Annotated in this window: 13 protein-coding genes; all 13 read right to left on the bottom strand. The window is 38.3% G+C overall.

Annotated elements, in window-relative coordinates; genetic code table 11:
- Positions 1-26: 26 nt before the first annotated feature.
- Positions 27-1,001, bottom strand: a complete 975-nt coding sequence (locus F7731_RS08085) for a polysaccharide deacetylase family protein (protein ID WP_151534253.1) — start codon at positions 999-1,001, stop codon at positions 27-29.
- 259 nt (positions 1,002-1,260) lie between these two features.
- On the bottom strand, positions 1,261-3,381 hold the full coding sequence (gene pnp / locus F7731_RS08080; protein WP_151534252.1) for a polyribonucleotide nucleotidyltransferase: 2,121 nt from the start codon (positions 3,379-3,381) through the stop codon (positions 1,261-1,263).
- Between the two features lie 228 nt (positions 3,382-3,609).
- Positions 3,610-3,879, bottom strand: coding sequence for a 30S ribosomal protein S15 (gene rpsO, locus F7731_RS08075; RefSeq protein WP_151534251.1), 270 nt, complete (start codon positions 3,877-3,879; stop codon positions 3,610-3,612).
- A gap of 119 nt (positions 3,880-3,998) precedes the next feature.
- A complete protein-coding gene (ribF, locus tag F7731_RS08070) occupies positions 3,999-4,949 on the bottom strand; it encodes a bifunctional riboflavin kinase/FAD synthetase (protein WP_151534250.1) in 951 nt (316 codons plus the stop codon).
- A 37-nt stretch (positions 4,950-4,986) separates the two neighbouring features.
- The gene (gene truB, locus F7731_RS08065; protein WP_151534249.1) at positions 4,987-5,904 is read right to left on the bottom strand and encodes a tRNA pseudouridine(55) synthase TruB; all 918 of its coding nucleotides are present in this window, start codon (positions 5,902-5,904) and stop codon (positions 4,987-4,989) included.
- Positions 5,905-5,963: 59 nt separating this feature from the next.
- Positions 5,964-6,329, bottom strand: coding sequence for a 30S ribosome-binding factor RbfA (gene rbfA, locus F7731_RS08060; RefSeq protein WP_151534248.1), 366 nt, complete (start codon positions 6,327-6,329; stop codon positions 5,964-5,966).
- Between the two features lie 16 nt (positions 6,330-6,345).
- Entirely contained in the window at positions 6,346-6,627 is a 282-nt protein-coding gene (locus tag F7731_RS08055) for a DUF503 domain-containing protein (protein ID WP_151534247.1), read from the bottom strand.
- Positions 6,624-8,855 carry a translation initiation factor IF-2 gene (gene infB / locus F7731_RS08050; RefSeq protein WP_151534246.1) on the bottom strand — a complete coding sequence of 744 codons (2,232 nt, stop codon included), beginning with the start codon at positions 8,853-8,855 and terminating at the stop codon, positions 6,624-6,626. Before infB ends, F7731_RS08055 begins: the two co-directional genes overlap by 4 nt.
- Positions 8,856-8,874: 19 nt before the next feature.
- Positions 8,875-9,177: a YlxQ family RNA-binding protein gene (locus F7731_RS08045; protein WP_151534245.1), complete on the bottom strand. Its 303-nt coding sequence runs from the start codon at positions 9,175-9,177 to the stop codon at positions 8,875-8,877.
- Positions 9,174-9,458, bottom strand: coding sequence for an RNase P modulator RnpM (gene rnpM, locus F7731_RS08040; protein WP_151534244.1), 285 nt, complete (start codon positions 9,456-9,458; stop codon positions 9,174-9,176). Before rnpM ends, F7731_RS08045 begins: the two co-directional genes overlap by 4 nt.
- A 15-nt stretch (positions 9,459-9,473) precedes the next feature.
- On the bottom strand, positions 9,474-10,604 hold the full coding sequence (nusA, locus tag F7731_RS08035) for a transcription termination factor NusA (protein ID WP_151534243.1): 1,131 nt from the start codon (positions 10,602-10,604) through the stop codon (positions 9,474-9,476).
- A 36-nt stretch (positions 10,605-10,640) separates the two neighbouring features.
- The gene (rimP, locus tag F7731_RS08030) at positions 10,641-11,111 is read right to left on the bottom strand and encodes a ribosome maturation factor RimP (protein WP_151534242.1); all 471 of its coding nucleotides are present in this window, start codon (positions 11,109-11,111) and stop codon (positions 10,641-10,643) included.
- A 238-nt stretch (positions 11,112-11,349) separates the two neighbouring features.
- Positions 11,350-15,669 carry a PolC-type DNA polymerase III gene (locus tag F7731_RS08025; RefSeq protein ID WP_151534241.1) on the bottom strand — a complete coding sequence of 1,440 codons (4,320 nt, stop codon included), beginning with the start codon at positions 15,667-15,669 and terminating at the stop codon, positions 11,350-11,352.
- Positions 15,670-15,700: the final 31 nt, after the last annotated feature.

Genomic DNA, 15,700 nt, shown 5'->3' with positions numbered 1-15,700 from the left:
TGTTCCTCTTGCACAGCTGCGATGATTTAGTTGTTATTGCCTTCTCCAATAGAATGAGCAATAGTCCTTTCTGAACTTAAAAGTTCGGAAACGGTACCAATCTGAAGATTTTTTTGCTTTAGCTGAATGATTAACTGGTCAAGTGATTTAGCTGTCGGATCAGTCGGGTGCATTAAAATAAGGGCACCATTATGCACTTTACTCAAAACTCGATTTAGTAATTGCTCAGGGGATGGCTTTTTCCAATCTACAGTGTCTACTGTCCACATGACGGTACCTAGCTTTTCCTCCGCGGCAATTTGTACTGTTTCGTCCCGATAACTTCCGCTCGGCGGACCAAACCATTGAACTGGCTTATCTGTAATTGCTTTAATCACTTCATTTGTTTTTCGAATTTCTTCTCTTATTTTACTAGAAGATATTGTTCCCATATTTGGATGAGTATATGAATGGTTGCCGATTTCATGTCCAGCCGACTCAATCATTTTTGCTAATTCTGGATTATTCTGTGCCCATCTTCCTTCGACGAAGAAACTTGCCGATACGTTATGTTTTTTTAGCGTAGCAAGCATATCAGGCAAATATTCATTGCCCCAAGCGACATTTATAATGAAACTGACCATCTGTTTTTCCGGATGACCTTTATAAACCGGAGATGGAGGCAAATTCCTTAATTGGATTTTAGGCTCGACTTGTTCAAAGATGAGTTTTTCTTCTTTAAATTCGCCTTCATCATGCATTTTTTTATATGATGCTTTTATATCTACTTGTAATCCATTTAGTCCAGGGATGGCTTTCCATACTCGGTCAATCTTTGCGTCCTGTGGAGGGATATAATAATCTACTGCCCTAGAAGCAATTTCTTTAAATAAAGGATCCTTTTGGTTTGTAACAGGTATATATTCAGACTTTAGCCCCGAAACATATTCGTTAGTTAAAGGATTATTGACAAAAAGAAAAGCTAAAATAAAAATCAAACTAAAATGAATCATTTTTTTCATTTCCCATGCCTCCTTCCTTAAACAATATGTTTAAGGAGGACAAGGTAGAACGCCTTTAAACTTGTATGTATATGAAAAAAGTCAGGGAGGGATTCCCCCTGACTAATCGTTTATCGCAGATTAACGGGCAGTAAGACTCCCACCTCAAAACTTAAGCTGAATCAGAGAAGTTTAGGTGGGAGATCAACTGCCCGTAAAGGCCCGATTAGTTCAACTAACATTCAGTGGAGAAAGACACCCCACTGAATGAAGTTTCACTTTATTGCTGCGCTTTTTCATTCTGCTCGCGCTGTTCACGAAGAACCGCTTTACGTGATAAATTAACACGGCCTTGTTTATCAATTTCGGTTACTTTAACGAGTAATTCGTCCCCAATCGATACAACATCTTCTACTTTGCCAACACGCTCTTCTGCTAGTTCAGAAATGTGTACAAGTCCATCTTTACCGTTAAAAATTTCGACAAATGCACCGAATTTCTCAATACGTTTTACTTTGCCAAGATACATTTGTCCAACTTCCACTTCGCGAACGATGTCTTCAATAATTTTCTTAGCTTTTTGATTCATTTCTTCATCTGTTGACGAAATGAACACTATTCCATCTTGCTCGATGTCAATTTTTACGCCAGTTTCTTCAATAATTTTATTGATTTGTTTTCCGCTTGGTCCAATAACATCGCGAATTTTATCTGGATTGATCTTTAATGTTAAGATTTTTGGAGCGTATTTAGAAAGCTCTTCTCTTGGTTGAGTGATTGTGCTTAGCATCGAATCTAAAATTTGCATACGGCCTACTTTTGCCTGCTGAAGTGCTTCTTCTAAAATGTCACGGGAAAGCCCTTCAATTTTAATATCCATTTGTAAAGCTGTAACACCTTTAGCCGTACCAGCTACTTTGAAGTCCATATCTCCTAGATGGTCTTCCATTCCTTGGATATCTGTTAAAATGGAGTAATGTTCACCTGATTGAATTAACCCCATGGCAATTCCTGCAACAGGAGCTTTGATTGGCACACCTGCATCCATCATAGCAAGTGTACTTGCACAAATACTTGCCTGTGAAGTTGATCCATTAGACTCTAACACTTCAGATACGAGGCGAACAGTATATGGAAAGTCTTTTTCGGATGGAATAACAGGCTCTAATGCACGTTCTCCTAATGCACCATGACCAATTTCACGTCGGCCAGGGCCTCTCATCGGACCAGTTTCCCCTACGCTAAAGTTCGGGAAGTTATAATGATGCATAAAGCGTTTTTCTTCTTCTATTCCTAAACCATCTAGAATTTGCACATCGCCTAGAGCGCCTAAAGTACATACACTTAATGCTTGTGTCTGTCCACGTGTGAAAAGACCGGAACCATGTGTTCTAGGCAGTATGCTTACTTCTGAAGATAATGGGCGAATGACATCTAATCCGCGGCCATCAGGACGAACCTTCTCTTCAGTAATAAGTCTACGCACTTCACCTTTAACAATTTTATCAAGTATTAATTTTACTTGTTTAAGATCGGCTTCATTGACTTCTTTTTCTTCAAATTTTGCCACAACATCATTCTTAACAGCCTTGATTGCATTTTCACGAGCATGTTTTTCCTGAACTTGTATAGCAGCAATCATTTCTTGTTCACAAAGAGCCCGAACTTCTGCTTCTAATTCTTTATCTAATTCAAATAAAGCGACTTCAAGCTTTTCTTTGCCAATTTCAGCAACAATCTCTTCTTGGAAAGCAATTAAACGTTGGATTTCCTCATGCCCGAACATGATTGCTTCTAACATCGTTTCTTCTGGCACTTCATATGCTCCAGCTTCAACCATATTAATAGCATCCTTTGTTCCAGCTACAACGAGATGAATATCACTTTTTTCTGCTTGAGCAACTGTTGGATTAATAATAAACGCACCATCAATCCGCCCAACACTAACACCAGCAATTGGTCCTCCAAAAGGGATATCTGATACACTTAATGCTAATGATGAGCCAAACATAGCTGCCATTTCTGTTGAACAATCTTGATCCACACTCATAACCATGCTGACTACTTGTACTTCATTACGGAAGCCTTCAGCAAATAATGGGCGAATCGGGCGATCAATTAAGCGGCTAGCTAAAATTGCTTTCTCACTTGGGCGGCCTTCTCTTTTAATAAATCCCCCAGGAATTTTCCCAACAGCATATAATCTTTCCTCATAATTAACTGTCAGTGGAAAGAAATCTAAGTTTTTTGGTTCTTTTGACGCCGTTGCAGTACTTAAAACTGCCGTATCTCCATAGCGGACTAACACAGCACCATTTGCTTGTTTAGCTAACTGGCCAATTTCAACTGTTAGTTTGCGGCCAGCCCAATCTATAGAATAAATATGTTTGTCTTGTCCCATATTTTGTAACCCCTCTCTACCTTTTCACATTAGAGGTTTAGCGAATTGACTTTAGAGCTTAACCCTAAACCTAAATTTATCGAAAGCATGAATGCATTTGTAGTATGAATTATGCGTATTAATAGTATGTACAGTTTTATTACATGTTAAAATGGAGCATTTATGTATGTAAACATGTGTTCTTTTTTGACTAATAAAAAAGCGGGAAAAATCCCCGCTTTTCTAAAATTATCGACGTAAACCTAATTTGTTGATTAACTCACGGTAACGTTGAACATCTTTGTTACGTAGGTAAGTTAACAGGTTACGACGTTTACCTACCATTTTCAAAAGCCCGCGACGAGAGTGGTGGTCTTTCTTATGAGTACGTAAATGATCATTTAATGTGTTAATTTCCTCTGTAAGGACAGCGATTTGAACTTCTGGAGAACCAGTATCATTCTCATGAGTTTTAAACTCGTTGATTAGTTCATTTTTACGTTCTTTAGTGATTGCCATCCGTTTCACCTCCTAAAATAATCCCCTGTTACCGAGCAAGCGTCGGTGACTCGACTTGCCAAGCAAAGGTTCTTTTGATACGTTAATAAGAATACAACTTTTTATGACAAAATGCAAGGCTAAACACTGTTTTTTTCAAAGTAAACGAGAGCTTTTTGTTTATCTTTTTCAATTTGAGCAATGAGTTCACTAATCCCAGAGAATTTTTGCTCATTTCTTAAATGCAAATGCCATTCTAGCAATACATTTTCCCCATATATTTCTTGTTCAAATTCAAAAATATGAACTTCAATGGATGGTTTTTCCGACTTTTCTTTATTAAATGTTGGCTTATAGCCTACGTTACATACCCCTTCATACCACTTATTATGTACGAGAATACGCACGCAATAAACACCCGATGGTGGTATTAAGTATTCATCTACTAGTCCAATATTTGCGGTTGGAAACCCTATTGTTCTTCCTCTTTTGTCACCATGGATCACCATACCCGTAGTGGAATAGTATCGGCCTAAGATAGGTGGGATTTCTTCCATTTTACCTTCCCGAATGAATGAACGAATAAGTGTCGAACTAACTTTCTGATTATTTGATTCTAATTTGGGCACGACAGTAAAATTAAATTTTTCTCTCGAATGAAAGGGAAGTGTTTCCATATTTCCTTTGCCCATCCTGCCATAAGTATAATCAAATCCGGCAATAACATGCTTAACATTCAGATCAATGATATATTGATCGACAAATTCTTGAGGCAAAAGGTTTGCGAATTCACGAGTAAATTGAACGATAAACAAATAATCAATGCCAAGTTTTTCAATTAACGCAATTTTATCACGGAGAGGCGTAATGTATTCAACATGCTTGACACTTCTCCCTAATACGACTGACGGATGAGGATCAAAGGTCATAACAGCACTCTTATATCCGTTCTCTTCCGCAATACGTTTTGCCTGTGATATGACTTCCTGATGGCCAAGATGAACACCGTCAAAATAGCCTAATGCCATCGCTAATGGATGATTTTCCATACTAGTAAAATCATGCGGATAACTAATTGTAATTATTTCCATGATGGTTCACCTGTTTTCTATTTCGAGCTAATGATCCTTATGTTTCGTTTCGAAGCACCTTAACTGGCTTCATTAATCCTGGCTTCTCTGGATGCTGTGCATAAATAGCTAAGACAACACCGTTCTCAGTTTCAACGGCTATAGGTCCATCTTCATTAGTTAAATAGCCAGGAATCTTTAGGACAGCACCATTTTTTACTTTCTCTGCTACTGTATCATTTATCGTATATTTGGGCAAATGAGAAATCGCGGATTCTAGTGGTTTTATTTTCTCTAAAAGATTTCCGTCTTGAAGCCTTTTTTCAATTTCTTCAAATTTCAAACAATCCTCTAAGGTGAAGTCAGCTGATTGAATTCTAACAAGCTCTGACATATGAGCTGGGTAGCCAAGCTTTTCCCCGATCATTACTGCTAATGTTCGAATATATGTCCCTTTACTGCATGAAACCCGAAATCGAAACCGAATCAAGCTCCCACTAAATATGTCCCGTTCATCAAGGAGTTCGATAGAATATATCATCACCTTTCTTGACGGTCTTTCAACAGTAATGCCCTGCCTTGCATATTCATAAAGGCGTTTTCCATTTACTTTTACAGCAGAATACATAGGCGGGGTTTGTGTAATCTCTCCCGTTAAGCTTGCAAGTACATCTAAAATTTGATCTCTTGAAAAAGTACTTGTTACTTGTTTCTCTTCTACTATTTCCCCTGACGAATCTTCAGTCGCAGTTGAAAAGCCTATCGTTACTTCTCCTTCATACGCTTTTCCTGCATCAGTAATATATTCCGCAACCTTAGTTGCTCTCCCTAGACAAATAGGCAGAACCCCTGTTACATCGGGATCAAGTGTACCGGTGTGACCAATTTTCTTCATTTTTAAGATTTTCCGTAATTTAAATACACAATCATGAGAGGTCATTCCTTTTGGTTTTAATAACGGCAATATCCCTTCCATAATATCCTCCTATTTAAAAAATGGATAGACAAAGTGTCTATCCATCATCTATAAATTCATTAATCTTCTTTATCCTTTGAACGTTCTTCATCATGGATTTTATGAAGCAATGTTTCAATACGGTTGCCATAATCAATAGATTCATCAAATTCAAAGAAGATTTCTGGAGTCTTACGTAAGCGAATTCGCTGTCCAATCTCTGAACGAATAAATCCTTTCGCTTTCGCAAGACCTTTTAACGTATTTTCTCTTTGTTCTTCATCGCCTAGAACAGAGATAAATACAGTTGCTTGTTGAAGATCTCCGGTCACTTGAACATCGGTTACTGTTACAAATCCAACACGTGGGTCTTTGATTTTTCGGCCGATGATGTCACCAAGTTCTTTCTTCATTTGTTCTCCAACTTTATTTGCACGAAGGCTCATTTCATTCACCTCTTCATTAAAGCCACTCTACATCTGTAATTGCCCGTTCGATTTCTGGAAACGAATCAATAAATTTAAGGGCATTTTGTAATTCTTGCTCCGTTGATACACGTGAGGAAGAAACTGCTACGATAGCAATCTTTGTCCTCTGCCATGCATCTTGATATTCTACCTCTGAGACAGAAACATTAAATTTCTGCTTTAACCTGGTAAGAATTCTTTGCAAAACAGCTCGTTTTTCTTTTAAAGAATGCGTGTCGTATATAATACATTCACAAGCTGCAAGCCCAATGATCATTTACGCTCAACTTCCTGCATAACGAAGGCTTCAATTACATCTCCTTCTTTAACATCATTGTAGTTTTTAATAGTAATACCACATTCATATCCTTGGCTTACCTCTTTAGCATCATCTTTAAAACGTCTTAAGGCATCTACTTCACCTTCAAAAATAACAATGCCATCACGAATTAAGCGAACACCGCTATCTCGAGTAATTTTTCCATCTGTTACATAAGAACCAGCAATTGTTCCAACCTTGGATACTTTGAAAGTTTGACGAACTTCAGCCTGACCGATAATTTTTTCTTCAAATTCAGGATCAAGCATACCTTTCATAGCCAGTTCGATTTCTTCAATTACTTTGTAAATAACGCGATGCAGACGAATATCTACACCTTCAGCATCTGCCGCACGCTTTGCGTTATTATCAGGGCGTACATTAAATCCGATAACAAATGCATTAAATGCTGCAGCAAGTGTAATATCTGATTCATTAATAGCTCCAGCGCCAGTGTGAAGAATACGAACATTTACACCTTCAACATCAATTTTTTGCAATGCTGTTGTAAGTGCTTCTGCAGTACCTTGAACATCTGCCTTTACAACAACATTTAGCTCCTTCATTTCGCCTTGCTTCATATGTTCAAACAAATTATCTAAGCTGATTTTTGTTTTTTCGCTGCGCTGTGCTTGAAGAGCTTGCTGAGCACGAGACTCTCCGATTTGGCGAGCTGACTTCTCATCAGATAGAACGACAAAGCGATCCCCAGCTTGTGGTACATCATTAAGGCCAGTAATTTCAACAGGTGTTGATGGTTCAGCATGTTTCACTCGGCGTCCTAAATCATTGACCATTGCACGGACACGGCCAAATGTATTTCCAACAACAATTGGGTCACCAACTTTTAATGTTCCGTTTTGGACTAGAAGTGTTGCAACTGACCCGCGGCCTTTATCTAATTGCGCCTCAATCACTGTCCCAACGGCATTACGATTAGGATTAGCCTTGTATTCTTCTACTTCACTCACAAGAAGAATCATTTCAAGAAGATTGTCAATGCCTTCTCCTTTAATAGCTGAAATTGGAACAAAAATTGTATCGCCGCCCCAAGCTTCTGGAATTAAACCATATTCCGTTAGCTCCTGCATAACACGATCTGGGTTTGCGGACTCTTTATCCATTTTATTCACAGCAACAATAATCGGTACTTCCGCAGCTTTTGCATGGTTGATTGCTTCAATCGTTTGTGGCATTACACCATCATCAGCAGCAACGACAAGAATTGTAATATCCGTAATTTTTGCTCCACGGGCACGCATTGTCGTAAAGGCTGCGTGTCCAGGAGTATCTAAGAATGTAATTTTCTTACCGTTTTCTTCTACTTGATACGCACCAATATGCTGAGTAATTCCGCCTGCTTCTCCAGCAGTTACTTTTGTATTCCGAATCGAATCCAAAGTTGTTGTTTTTCCGTGGTCAACATGCCCCATGATCGTTACAACTGCCGGACGCTCATCTAATTCCGCCGCTTCATCATCCGTGAAATAAACTTCTAAATCAGTCACATCGATTTGGATTTCTTCTTCCACTTCAACTCCATAATCACCAGCAATTAATTCAATGGCATCTTTATCTAACACTTGATTAATTGTTGCCATTACACCAAGCATAAATAACTTTTTAATGATTTCCGAAGGTTCACGATGCAGTTTTTTCGCAAGTTCTGCAACTGTTAAAGAATCGCTGAAAGTAATTTTTGCTGGAAGTTCCTTTACTTTTTTAACCGCTTGCGGGGCTTGCGCCTGGTGACTGTTTTTTCCTTTTTGATTGTTTCTATTTCTATTGTTGCTGTTATTGTTATTGTTTTTATTTTTATTCTTGTTAAACACCTTGTTATCTTTCTGCTGGTTTTCTTGAGAGTGCTTCTTTCCTTCACCTTGCTTAGGTGCAGGTTTTACTTTCTCTTTTCCAGCAAAATCCTCAGAATTAGCATTTTTCGTAGCTTTAGGTTTAACAGGATCTTGATTCGTTTTTTGCTGTGATTGTCCAGCCGGCTTATTCTGCTTTTGGGGCTGTTTTTCTTCTTTCTTGCCGTATAATCCGTCCAATTTCTGTACGGCGGAAGCTTCGATAGTTGTCATATGATTGGAAACCTCTATATTCATTTCTTTTAATTTTGTAATAACGTCTTTACTTGATACATTTTGTTTTTTTGCATATTCGTAAACGCGCATTTTACTCATACATTCACCCCCGCTAGTATTAATCGAGCAACGACTTCAGTTTTTTTGCAAATCCATCATCTAAAACAGCAACAACAACCCTAGCGTCTTTCCCTATAGCCTGACCAAGGATTTCCCTGCTTTCAACAAGCTTATATGGAATTTGATAGGATTTACATTTATCAGTTACTTTTTTAGTCGTGTTAACAGAAGCGTCTGCTGATAGCAATATGAGCTTCGCTTTACCGTTTCTAATTTCTTTGATAGTAAGCTCTTCACCCGAAGTAATTTTCCGTGCTCGATTCGCTAAGCCAAGCAATGACATCCATTGATTTGAATTCATTTGGATAGTCGTTTCTCCTTCTCTATAAGCTCTAAAAGCTCATTATATATAGAATCATCTATTGTAACATCTAGATGGCTTGCTAATATATTTTTCTTTTTGGCTAATGAAACAGCCTCAATATCTTTAGAAAGGTAGGCACCCCGGCCAGATTTTTTACCTGTCGGATCAACCAATACTTCCCCTTCCTTCGAGCGAACGATGCGAACGAGTTCTTTTTTCGGTTTCATTTCACCGGTTGCGATACACTTCCGCATAGGAACTTTTTTACGGTTGTTCACAATCATTCACCCCTATTAATCCAAATCATCTTGGAAATCAAGATTTTCGTCATCTTCAAAATCGTTTATATCGTGAGTTAATAATGTTTCTTCTCGTGGATATATTCCCGATTCTCTCGCTTCAGATTCGGATTTAATATCAATTTTCCACCCTGTTAGCTTTGCAGCTAATCTTGCATTTTGTCCGCGCTTTCCAATTGCTAAAGATAGCTGATAATCCGGAACGATAACAGTTGTAGCTTTATCATTTTCGTTTACGATAACATCAAGGACTTTAGAAGGACTTAAAGCATTAGCAACGAAAACAATTGGATCTGGAGACCATTTTACAATATCAATTTTTTCACCTTTTAGTTCATTTACAACCGCTTGGACACGTGTTCCTTTCGGTCCGACACATGAACCAACTGGATCGACTTCTTCATTATCTGAATGTACGGATATTTTCGATCGATCTCCCGCTTCCCGAGCAACGGATTTAATTTCCACTGTGCCATCGTAAATTTCTGGAACTTCAATTTCAAACAATCTTTTTAGCAGTCCTGGATGAGTTCTAGAAACAAAGATTTGTGGTCCTTTAGTTGTCTTTTCGACCTTTGTTATGAAGACCTTTATACGGTCATGCGCCTTATATTGCTCATTTGGCATTTGTTCATTTGTTGGTAGAATCGCTTCAATTTTTCCGAGACTCACATAAATAAACTTTGAATCTTGACGCTGAACAATTCCCGTCATAATATCTTCTTCACGGTCGATAAATTCGGTGTAGATGATCCCTCTTTCAGCTTCACGAACACGCTGAGTAACAACCTGTTTTGCTGTTTGAGCGGCAATTCGTCCAAAGTCTTTTGGAGTCACTTCTAGTTCGACAATGTCTTCTACTTGAAAATTCGGATTAATTCTTTGTGCATCTTCTATAGAAATTTCTAATCTTGGGTCAAAAACTTCTTCTACCACATCTTTTCGTGCAAATACTCTCATTGTTCCGTTGCCAAGATTTAAATCAATCCGAACATTTTGTGCTTGGTTAAAGTTTCTGCGATAGGCAGATACTAGAGCGGCTTCAATGGCATCAATAATAACATCACGTGAAATGCCTTTTTCCTTTTCAAGTAATGTAAGAGCATCCAATAATTCGCTGCTCATGTGAATCTTTCCCCCTTTTTAATGAAAAGCGCAAACCTATGAAAAAACAACAGCTAAACGAGCATTAGCTACTTTTTCATATGGAATATCAATACTTTTCTTTCTTGTTTTTATTGTGATTTCAACTGTGACCGTTTGACCATTAAACTTAGTTAGAATTCCTTCGAAAGTTTTATCACCATCAATAGGCTCATATGTTTTGATAAACACATTTTTGCCAACTGCTTTCTCAAAGTCCTTGTCATTTTTAAGAGGGCGCTCAGCTCCAGGTGATGAAACTTCTAAGAAATAGTTATAAGGAATAGGATCTGCCTCGTCCAGCTTGTCACTTAATTTCTCACTAACTAGACCGCATTCCTCAATATCAATCCCATTTTCCTTATCAATAAATACACGGAGGAACCAATCTCTTCCTTCCTTCACGTATTCAATGTCAACTAATTCTAAATTAAGCTCATCTAATATGGGTGTGACTAATTTTCCAACTGTATCAGCCACTTTGCTCATAGTATCCCTCCTTTTACAAACTCGCTCCAAAAGTGTGATTTGCAAATGTTTTTTATAAAAGTTGTAACTAAAAATAACGTATACAACACGAAAGAGTGGGTTGCCCCACTCTTCTTTGACGAGAGTTATTAATAGTATTTCCATTTAGACTATACCATAACCATTTTTTTTATGCAAATGGAATAGCTTCCATGTCAAGTGATTTACTCAATGTTTTATCCCTTTTCATGCTTGTTTCCTAAAATAGTGAAAGCTGATTTTGTTCGGGAAGCGAGCCTAAGCAACCATGGTTATCTAAATACTCGATAATCGTTTTTGATAATTTTCCACGCTGCTGAAGATCTTCCTTAGACAGGAATTCTCCTTCCTTTCTAGCCTTTACGATATTAAAAGCCGCATTCGTCCCTAGTCCCGGGATTGAGTTGAAAGGCGGAATAAGAGAATTTCCATCGATGATAAATTCATTTGCACTAGAACGGTATAGATCTACCTTTTGGAAACTAAATCCGCGTTCAGACATTTCCAGCGCCAATTCCATAACTGTTAAAAGGTTCTTTTCTTTATTCGAAGCATCAAGACCTTTAGCATTTATCTCTTCAATAAGTGCTCGAATGGCTTGAGAGCCTTTTACCATTGCATCAACATCAAAATCTTCTGCACGAACAGTAAAATACGCTGCGTAATACAAAAGCGGATTATGCACTTTAAAATATGCGATCCTTACGGCCATTAAGACATAGGCGGAAGCATGGGCTTTAGGGAACATATATTTTATCTTTTTACAAGAATCAATATACCATTCTGGTACTTCATTTTTCCGCATTTCCTCTTCCATTTCATCGCTGAGTCCTTTTCCTTTACGAACAGATTCCATGATTTTAAAGGCAAACGCAGGATCTAGTCCTTGGTAAATTAAATACACCATAATATCGTCACGGCAGCCTATAACTTCACTCAGTGTACAAATTTTATTATGAATAAGTTCTTGTGCATTCCCAAGCCAAACATCGGTTCCGTGCGAAAGTCCAGAAATTTGCACTAGCTCAGAGAAAGTAGTTGGCTTTGTATCTTCAAGCATTTGTCGGACAAATCTCGTACCAAACTCTGGAATACCAAGTGTCCCTGTTTTACACATAATTTGTTCCGGTGTAACACCGAGTGATTCAGTGCCGCTAAATATTTTCATTACTTCAGGATCATCAGTTGGTATCGTTTTCGGATCAATACCGCTTAAGTCTTGAAGCATACGAATAACGGTGGGATCATCGTGACCAAGTATATCAAGCTTCAATAAATTATCGTGAATGGAATGGAAATCGAAATGAGTTGTTTTCCATTCAGAATTTCTGTCATCTGCCGGAAATTGAATCGGCGAAAAATCGTAAATATCCATGTAATCAGGAACAACAATAATTCCGCCTGGATGCTGACCAGTCGTTCTTTTTACTCCTGTACAGCCTGAGGCCAATCTTTCGACTTCTGCACCTCTTAATTGGAGATTATGATCTTGCTGGTAAGCTTTCACATAGCCGAACGCTGTTTTATCGGCAACCGTTCCGATTGTACCTGCGCGATACACATAATCTTCTCCGAATAATTCTTTCGTATAATTATGGGCACGCGGCTGATATTCTCCCGAGAAGTTTAAGTCGATATCGGGAACTTTGTCTCCTTTAAACCCTAGGAAGGTTTCAAAGGGGATATCATGTCCATCTTTTATATACGTCGCTCCACAGTTTGGACAATCTTTATCAGGCAAGTCAAAGCCAGAACCGACCGATCCATCATTAAAGAATTCAGAATGCTTACAATCAGGGCATACATAATGTGGCGGCAGCGGATTAACTTCGGTAATCTCTGTCATCGTTGCGACAAATGATGATCCTACCGAACCACGAGACCCTACTAAATAGCCATCGTCTAATGACCTTTTCACTAGTTTATGAGAAATAAGATAAATGACAGCAAAACCGTGTCCGATAATGCTTTTCAACTCTTTTTCTATTCGGGCTTCAACAATTTCAGGTAAATTCTCACCATAAATCTTTCTGGCCATCGCATAGCTCATATTACGCATCTCATCATCTGCGCCTTCAATTTTTGGTGTATATAGATCATCTTTTATCGGTTTAATCACGTCGATCATGTCGGCAATTTTATTCGTATTTGTTACAACGATCTCTTTCGCCTTTTCACTTCCAAGGAATGAAAAAGCGTCAAGCATTTCATTTGTTGTTCGGAAATGAACATCTGGAAGCTTATGGCGATTTAGCGGATTAGCCCCGCCTTGAGAGCTGATAAGAATTTTACGATAGATTTTATCAATTGGATTTAAATAATGAACATTCCCTGTTGCAACAACTGGCAGCTCAAGCTTATCACCCAAATGAACGATATTCCCAATGATTTCTTCAAGGGCTTTCTCATTTTTAACTAGCTCAAGTTCTATTAAATGGGCATAAACTTCTTTTGGATGAACTTCTAAATAATCGTAGAATGCTGCAATATCTTCCACTTCTTCAGGTGACTTTTGCATCATCCCTACAAAAACTTCACCTTTATCACAGCCGGATCCAACAAGTATTCCTTCCCGATATTTCTGCAGTTGGGATCTTGGAATTCGTGGAACACGGTAAAAGTAATGTAAATGTGAAATAGAAACAAGCTTAAATAAATTCTTTAAGCCAGCTTCAGTTTGTGCCAGCAGTGTACAATGTTGAGGCCGTGCTCTTTGATAAGCATTCCCTTCACCCATGTGATCATTAAACTGATCGTGATATTCAATCTCCTTATCAGCCGCGTCCTTTAACATTTTCAATAGCAGATAGCCGGTTGCTTCCGCATCATAAATGGCTCTATGATGCTGTGTTAGCTCGACATCAAACTTTTTCGCTAATGTATTTAAGCGGTGATTTTTCATTTCGGGATAAAGGAAACGCGCTAATTCTAGCGTATCAATAACAGGATTTTCAGCTTTACCTAGACCGATTTTTTTATAGCCGACATTTAAAAATCCCATATCAAAGGAAGCATTATGGGCAACGAGAATTGAATCTCCTGTCCAATCATAAAATTTCTGCAAAACCTCATCTACTTCAGGAGCATTTTCCACTAAATCATCTGTGATACCCGTTAAGTTTATCGTCGTTGCAGACAGCGGATGGTGCGGATTGGCGAAGGATTCGAAACGGTCAATTATTTCACCGTTATGAATTTTTACTCCGGCAAGCTCAATAATTGTATCGTACACTGCTGATAAACCTGTAGTCTCAACGTCAAATACTACATAAGTATCTTCAGTCAGCTTGCGTTTCGCACTATTGTAAGCAATCGGTACACCATCATCAACTAAATTTACTTCTACACCGTACAATATTTTAATATCATTCTTTTTTCCCGCACTAAAGGCCTCTGGAAAGGATTGAGCAACTGCGTGATCGGTTACTGCTATAGCTCGATGCCCCCATTTCTTTGCCTGCCCGATTAATGTACCAACCGATGTGACGGCATCCATTTGACTCATCGGTGTATGAAGATGGAGCTCTACCCGTTTTTCGTCTTTTTGTGCTGTATCTTGCCTCCCAATCGGCTTAATTTCATTAATGTCGTTTCCAATCATAACGAGGTCCCGGACAAAGGTGTCGTTTTGAATACTGCCTCGCACCTTAAGCCACATACCCTTTTGGACATGCTGGAATAGCGCTGCATCTTCCTTATCACGGGAGAACATTTTGACCATAATCGAGCTTGAGTAGTCTGTTATTTTAAAGGTTAGTAATGTTCGGCCACTGCGAAGCTCTCTCGTTTCAGCAGCAAAAACATAACCTTCAATTGCAACCCGGCGCTCTTCATCGACAATATCAATGAGCTTTCTGAAATCAGCGTCATCTTTAATCGTTAAACCGATCATTAACGGACCTTGAACAGTAACTCCATTATTAGATTCTGCTTCCGCTTCCTTCTTCTGCATTTCAATCATTGCTTGAATGCCACGCTCTTGATCTTCCTTCTGTTTTGCTTCTAAAAACCTTTGATACTCATCATTTGCGGCCTCAGAAGAGATTTCAGTATCTATTGATAAAATCGGAAAGCCTAATGTTTCATATACACGAGAAATGACATCAGCATATTTTCTTTTTAGTGAAAGCCCTTCTGTATCGTTCCTCACACTTATTACTACTTTATTTCCTTGTACAGTTGGAATTTGTTCATTTAAAAGCTTTATTAACGGCGGAGCCATACCTTCCAATTCCTGAATACAATATGTCCAATAATCTTTAATCAATTGGGTTTCAAAAACTTTATTTCTAACTTCAATCGAGTAAGAAGTTTTGGCAATATGGGAAAACACTTTAGCAAGCTGTGTGGAAAAAAGGTTAAAGATATCAATAGGCAGAATTTGTTCAAATTCAAAATGAAAGTGCCATGTTTTCTCCTTTTTACCGATTACCACTTTTTTGATTTCTGCTTGGTTAAAATGCTGCACGATTGAATCATCTGTTAACTGCAGCTGTTGGAGCAAGAGTTGGAATCTCTCTTTCGTACCTAGGGCTTCCATTGACCTCTCTCCCATCTATTAATTTTCATTA

The sequence above is a fragment of the Cytobacillus depressus genome (assembly GCF_008923245.1).
In the GTDB taxonomy this organism is placed as follows: domain Bacteria; phylum Bacillota; class Bacilli; order Bacillales; family Cytobacillaceae; genus Cytobacillus; species Cytobacillus depressus.
This window is presented reverse-complemented; position numbering and strand designations above follow the sequence as displayed.

Excerpts from the sequence above, each read along its gene's own strand:
- F7731_RS08085 (WP_151534253.1), bottom strand. The coding sequence starts at position 1,001 with ATGAAAAAAATGATTCATTTTAGTTTGATTTTTATTTTAGCTTTTCTT.
- pnp (WP_151534252.1), bottom strand. The coding sequence starts at position 3,381 with ATGGGACAAGACAAACATATTTATTCTATAGATTGGGCTGGCCGCAAA.
- rpsO (WP_151534251.1), bottom strand. The coding sequence starts at position 3,879 with ATGGCAATCACTAAAGAACGTAAAAATGAACTAATCAACGAGTTTAAA.
- ribF (WP_151534250.1), bottom strand. The coding sequence starts at position 4,949 with ATGGAAATAATTACAATTAGTTATCCGCATGATTTTACTAGTATGGAA.
- truB (WP_151534249.1), bottom strand. The coding sequence starts at position 5,904 with ATGGAAGGGATATTGCCGTTATTAAAACCAAAAGGAATGACCTCTCAT.
- rbfA (WP_151534248.1), bottom strand. The coding sequence starts at position 6,329 with ATGAGCCTTCGTGCAAATAAAGTTGGAGAACAAATGAAGAAAGAACTT.
- F7731_RS08055 (WP_151534247.1), bottom strand. The coding sequence starts at position 6,627 with ATGATCATTGGGCTTGCAGCTTGTGAATGTATTATATACGACACGCAT.
- infB (WP_151534246.1), bottom strand. The coding sequence starts at position 8,855 with ATGAGTAAAATGCGCGTTTACGAATATGCAAAAAAACAAAATGTATCA.
- F7731_RS08045 (WP_151534245.1), bottom strand. The coding sequence starts at position 9,177 with ATGAATTCAAATCAATGGATGTCATTGCTTGGCTTAGCGAATCGAGCA.
- nusA (WP_151534243.1), bottom strand. The coding sequence starts at position 10,604 with ATGAGCAGCGAATTATTGGATGCTCTTACATTACTTGAAAAGGAAAAA.
- rimP (WP_151534242.1), bottom strand. The coding sequence starts at position 11,111 with ATGAGCAAAGTGGCTGATACAGTTGGAAAATTAGTCACACCCATATTA.
- F7731_RS08025 (WP_151534241.1), bottom strand. The coding sequence starts at position 15,669 with ATGGAAGCCCTAGGTACGAAAGAGAGATTCCAACTCTTGCTCCAACAG.